5 protein-coding genes are annotated in these 5,921 nt (G+C 46.3%); 1 reads left to right on the top strand and 4 read right to left on the bottom strand.

Annotation, left to right across the window (positions count from 1 at the left end; translation table 11 throughout):
• Positions 1-5: 5 nt before the first annotated feature.
• A complete protein-coding gene (gene glmS, locus ABY436_RS18430; protein ID WP_372740393.1) occupies positions 6-1,832 on the bottom strand; it encodes a glutamine--fructose-6-phosphate transaminase (isomerizing) in 1,827 nt (608 codons plus the stop codon).
• 12 nt (positions 1,833-1,844) lie between these two features.
• Entirely contained in the window at positions 1,845-3,209 is a 1,365-nt protein-coding gene (gene glmU, locus ABY436_RS18425; RefSeq protein WP_372740392.1) for a bifunctional UDP-N-acetylglucosamine diphosphorylase/glucosamine-1-phosphate N-acetyltransferase GlmU, read from the bottom strand.
• 115 nt (positions 3,210-3,324) lie between these two features.
• Between glmU and ABY436_RS18420 the strand changes: the two genes are divergently transcribed.
• A complete protein-coding gene (locus ABY436_RS18420; protein ID WP_372740391.1) occupies positions 3,325-4,065 on the top strand; it encodes a TrmB family transcriptional regulator in 741 nt (246 codons plus the stop codon).
• A gap of 80 nt (positions 4,066-4,145) precedes the next feature.
• Here the strand turns inward: ABY436_RS18420 and ABY436_RS18415 are convergent, their stop codons facing one another.
• Together ABY436_RS18415 and atpD are read right to left on the bottom strand one after the other, a co-directional pair.
• The gene (locus ABY436_RS18415; protein ID WP_372740390.1) at positions 4,146-4,571 is read right to left on the bottom strand and encodes a F0F1 ATP synthase subunit epsilon; all 426 of its coding nucleotides are present in this window, start codon (positions 4,569-4,571) and stop codon (positions 4,146-4,148) included.
• Between the two features lie 33 nt (positions 4,572-4,604).
• A partial coding sequence (gene atpD / locus ABY436_RS18410) for a F0F1 ATP synthase subunit beta (RefSeq protein ID WP_372740389.1) occupies positions 4,605-5,921 on the bottom strand: 1,317 nt, incomplete at its 5' end.

Here is a 5,921-nt window from a genome sequence, read left to right as displayed (position 1 = left end):
GGATTTTATTCCACCGTTACTGACTTAGCCAGGTTACGCGGCTGATCAACATCGGTGCCTTTCAGCACGGCGACATGGTAAGACAGCAATTGTAAGGGAATCGTATAAACAATCGGCTCCAGAATCTCTGGCATCTCAGGCATTCCCAAGACATGAATACTTTCGCCTGCCTGAACTTTCTGTGTACAACCTGCAAATATAAACAGCTCTCCGCCGCGTGCGCTAACTTCCTGCAAGTTTGCTTTAAGCTTATCCAGCATGTCGTTGCGCGGAGCGATGGTTACAACCGGCATATCCTTATCAACTAACGCCAAAGGTCCGTGCTTCAACTCACCCGCTGGATAGGCTTCTGCATGAATATAGGAGATCTCTTTCAGCTTTAATGCACCTTCCATGGCCACCGGGTAAAGCGTACCCCGTCCCAAAAACAGAGAATGATGCTTTTCAGCAAACGCCTGCGACATCAGTTCAATATCAGCATCCATTGCCAATGCCTGCTCTATCAGCGTAGGCAGTAACATCAGAGATTCAACAATTTGACGCTCTTTTGCCTGCGTCATTTTAAAGCGACGTCCAATAACGACAGTCGTCAATAAAAGGCAAACAAGCTGGGTAGTAAACGCTTTCGTTGACGCTACACCAATTTCGGGCCCGGCATTGCTCATCAGAAACAGATCCGACTCACGTACCAATGAGCTACCCGGAACATTGCAAATAGTCAGGCTTGCCAGTATTTGTTGTTTAACATCTCGCAACGCCGCTAAGGTATCTGCCGTTTCTCCTGATTGAGAAATCGAAATGAATAATGTGCCTTCCTGAATCACCACCGGACGATAACGGTACTCACTGGCCACCTCCACATGACAAGGAATACCTGCTAACCCTTCCATCCAGTACTTTGCAATCATGCCGGCATGATAACTGGTACCACAGGCGATGATCTGAATTTGCTTTACCTGGTCAAAAATAGCAGAGGCATGTTCCCCGAATGCTCTTTCATTAACCAGTGCATCCTGAACCCGATCCTGAAAAGCAGCCAGCGTTACGGCTGGCTGTTCATAGATCTCTTTCAACATGAAATGTTTGAATTGTCCCTTTTCGGTAGCGGATGTAGCATGTTCATACTGAACAATTTCCCGCTGGACGAGTTCGCCGTTCATATCCCAAACGATAATCTCATCTCTGGTCAGGTGAGCAATATCACCCTCTTCAAGAAACATAAAACGATCAGTCACCGGCAACAACGCTAATTGATCTGATGCGATGAAGTTTTCACCAATACCAACACCGATGACCAATGGACTGCCTTGACGTGCGGCAATCAGTTCACCGGGGTTATCTTCATGCATCATACCTAAAGCAAATGCACCATCCAGCGTCGCTACCGTGGCTTTGACTGCACTTATGTGATCTGCTCCGGCCTTAATTGCACGATCCAGCAGATGTGCGATGACTTCTGTATCTGTTTGAGAGCTGAAATGGTACCCGCAAGTCATCAGCTCTGATTTGAGCTCTTCAAAATTTTCGATAATACCGTTATGCACCACGGCCAATGCTGATCCTGACATGTGTGGATGAGCATTGTGCTCTGTAGGTTTGCCATGAGTCGCCCAACGCGTATGTGCAATACCTGCAGAACCTGGCAGCGGTTGCATTTCCATTGCATCAGCCAGCGCCTGGACCTTGCCCGCCCGGCGTAAGCGCTGAATAGACTTACCATCCCAGACTGCCATGCCAGCAGAGTCATAGCCCCTATACTCGAGGCGACGCAGGCCCTCTAATAATATCCCCGATACTGAACGCTCAGCCGTTGCTCCAACAATTCCGCACATGCTTGCTTCTCCTTAGCTTTTCTTGACTGGGCGCTGCCAGTTAGACAAATTAGTTTGTTTTACCCGCGCGACAGCCAACTGGCTTTCAGCTACTTCTTTGGTAATCGTTGAACCTGCGCCAACTGTAGCGCCGGAACCAATTTTTACGGGCGCAACCAACGCGCTATTCGAACCGATAAATACCTGATCACCAATTTCCGTCAAAGATTTATTCACTCCATCATAATTACAGGTAATAGTGCCGGCACCGATGTTAGTATGCTTACCGATAATGGCATCACCAACATAACTCAGATGATTAATTTTTGAGCCTTCACCAATAATCGCCTTTTTAGTCTCGACGAAATTACCGACTTTTGCCCCAGTCGCCAATTGTGTGCCAGGACGAATTCTTGCAAAAGGGCCCACATCGCAATCAGAGCCAATATCAGAATCTTCAATCATGGTATTGGCCTTGATACGTGTGTTTTCACCGATCACTGAGTTTTTAATAATGCAGTTTGGCTCAATAATCACACCTCGCTCCAATACCACATTACCTTCAAATACCACGTTAACATCAATAACGACGTCACCTGCAACCGTTACCTTGCCACGAACATCAACCCGGGCAGGGTCCGCTAACGTTGCACCGTCAATCATCAATGTCTGCGCTTGCTGTAGTTGATACCAGCGCTCAAGCTCTGCTAACTGAACACGGTTATTAACGCCCTGCACTTCCTGTTCGCAGCCAGGATGCTGTGTTTCAATAAAAACACCCTGATCAGCGGCCATGGCGATAATATCCGTTAAATAATATTCGCCCTGGGCATTGTTCGACGATAATTCAGGCAACCATGCTAACAATAAGCCAGTGGGCACTGCCATAATCCCGGTATTTACTTCTGTTACTTTAAGCTGCTCATCTGACGCATCCTTTTGCTCAACAATAGCCACTACATGATTGTCGTGATTACGGATAATCCGGCCATAACCGTCAGGCTTCTGTAGATGAACCGTCAATAACCCTAAATGCCCCTGCGCAGCGATGCTGACCAGTTGTTGCATTGTCTGTGAACGCGTTAACGGAACATCCCCATAAAGAATCAAGGTTACCCCTTCAGGATCTACATTCGGTAAGGCTTGTGCAACCGCATGACCGGTACCCAGCTGTTCCTCTTGTAAAACAAACATAAGCCGTTCGTCGGATAACGCTTTTTCTAACAGCCCGGCGCCATGACCTATCACTACATGAAGTTTTGCTTCATCGATATGACGTGCCTGATCCAGTACATGCCTGACCATAGGTTTGCCAGCAACAGCGTGTAGTACTTTAGGCAGAGAAGACTTCATACGGCTTCCCTGACCCGCTGCTAAAATTACAATATCCGTTGTCATTATCCGATCCTGTAGCGTCTGAAGAGATTAAAAATCTACATTATTTATTGAATGCTTCGTAATCTATATTATAGTTCAACATATACAATACTTTTTGTCTGGAAAATTTTGACAAATGCAAAACTCAATACTAGAAAGGCTCGGCTTTGATCAACGCGAAATAACTATTTATCGCGCTTTACTATCGCTTGGACCCAGCCCCATCAGGAGCATTGCCGAGAAAGCAGGGATTAATCGAGGTACGACTTACGACTGCTTAAAAGTACTTCTGCAAAAAGGGATTGTCAGTTATTTACCAAAAGGAAAGCGCCGCCTATTTTCTCCCCGCGATCCTGAAGTACTCTTACAATTAGCTGAACAGAAGCAACTTGAAATCTCAAATACCATTCAACAACTAAAAAATTCGATCATTCCCGAGCTTAATCACCTTAAGCCGAATTTCACTGCTGCTAATGTGCAATTCTATGAGGGGGATGATGGAATAGAGTTTGTGCTCAGAGATATTCTTAGCAGCGTCTCACAAATCAGTGAACGCAAATACTCTGTATTTTCATCCAAACCGATTCGTTCACACCTTTATCGTCCCTTTCCGAATTACACGGCACAAAGAATCCAGCGAAAAATCGGCGTACGGGTCATCGCCATTGGTGAGGGTGGTGAAGATGCTGAGCTATCAGAAAGAAAGTGGATTAAAACCGAAGGTCCTGTTGATGCCGCCTATATTGCTATCTATCCTCCTAAATGTGCCATTATTTCGTTAGCATCGAATAACTATCCAACGGCGGTATTGATTGACTCTAAGGAAGTGTCGACGGCTCAGCAGATAATTTTTGATACATTATGGGAAATGCTTTAGTGCTACCGTTAGTGATTAAACAACAAAAAAAGGCAGCCTAAGCTGCCTTTTTATTCGTGTGTAACTCAACGACGTCAGTTTTATTTGCCGAGCTTTTTGCGAATTTGCTGTAGCGTGCGGAGCTGTGCCGCCGCTTCAGCCAGTTGAGTAGCAGCGCGACTGTATTCGAATTCGCTTTGCTTATCACCCATCGCTTGTTCAGCTTGCTTCTGCGCTTCAAGAGATGCCGCTTCGTCCAGATCACCTGCATGCAATGCAGTGTCTGCCAAAACGATAACCTTGTTAGGCTGTACTTCTATGAAGCCGCCAGATACGTAGAAGATATCCTGTTCGCCGCCCTGCTTACGCAATTCGACAGGGCCTGGTTTCAGTTCCGTCAGAAGCGGAGCGTGACCTGGGAAGATACCCAGATCACCCAGGCTACCTGTTACTGATACGAACTCGACAAGACCAGAGAAAATCTCTTCTTCAGCACTTACGATATCGCAATGAACAGTCATAGCCATGTTGTTTTCCTTCTAAAGGTTTACCAAAAGCAATTACATGCTTTTGGCTTTCTCAACAGCTTCTTCAATGCCACCAACCATATAGAACGCCTGTTCCGGCAGTGAATCATATTCACCATCCAGAATACCTTTAAAGCCACGAATCGTGTCTTTCAGGGAAACGTACTTACCTGGCGAACCAGTGAATACTTCTGCAACAAAGAACGGCTGAGACAAGAAACGCTGAATTTTACGAGCACGTGTAACCACCTGCTTATCTTCTTCAGATAACTCATCCATACCCAGGATTGCAATGATATCTTTCAGCTCTTTATAACGCTGAAGAACACCCTGTACATTACGCGCAATGTCATAATGTTCCTGACCGATAACCAGCGGATCCAACTGACGTGAAGAGGAATCCAAAGGATCGATTGCCGGGTAAATACCTAGTTCTGCGATCTGACGAGACAGTACTACTGTCGCATCAAGATGGGAGAAGGTGGTAGCAGGAGATGGATCTGTCAAGTCATCTGCTGGTACATATACCGCCTGGATAGACGTGATAGAACCGGTATGAGTTGACGTAATACGCTCCTGAAGAACACCCATCTCTTCCGCTAGTGTAGGCTGGTAACCTACCGCAGAAGGCATACGACCCAACAGAGCTGATACTTCTGTTCCTGCCAGTGTGTAACGGTAGATGTTGTCAACAAACAACAGTACGTCACGACCTTCGTCACGGAATTTTTCAGCCATAGTCAGACCCGTCAGCGCTACGCGCAGACGGTTTCCTGGTGGCTCATTCATCTGACCATAAACCAGAGATACTTTATCCAATACGTTGGACTCTTTCATCTCATAGTAAAAGTCGTTACCTTCACGAGTACGCTCACCTACACCAGCAAATACTGAGAAACCTGAGTGCTCAATAGCGATGTTACGGATAAGCTCCATCATGTTTACGGTTTTACCTACACCGGCACCACCGAACAGACCAACTTTACCACCTTTGGCGAATGGGCAAACCAGATCGATAACCTTAATGCCGGTTTCCAGTAGCTCGTTAGAAGCAGCCTGATCAGCATAAGAAGGTGCCTTACGGTGAATAGGCATACGCTCTTCTTCACCGATAGGACCACAATCATCAATTGGATTACCCAATACATCCATGATGCGTCCTAATGTTGCTGTACCAACAGGCACAGAAACTGGAGCACCAGTATTATTTACTTCTAAGCCACGACTCACACCTTCAGTCTGACCCATCGCGATCGCACGTACTACACCGTCACCCAGCTGTTGCTGAACTTCGAGTGTCAGACCATTCTTTGAAACGGTCAGCGCGTCGTAAATTTTAGGTACGCTGTC

Source organism: Neptunomonas sp., from assembly GCF_041601355.1.
Classification (GTDB): Bacteria; Pseudomonadota; Gammaproteobacteria; order Pseudomonadales; family Balneatricaceae; genus Neptunomonas.
This window is presented reverse-complemented; position numbering and strand designations above follow the sequence as displayed.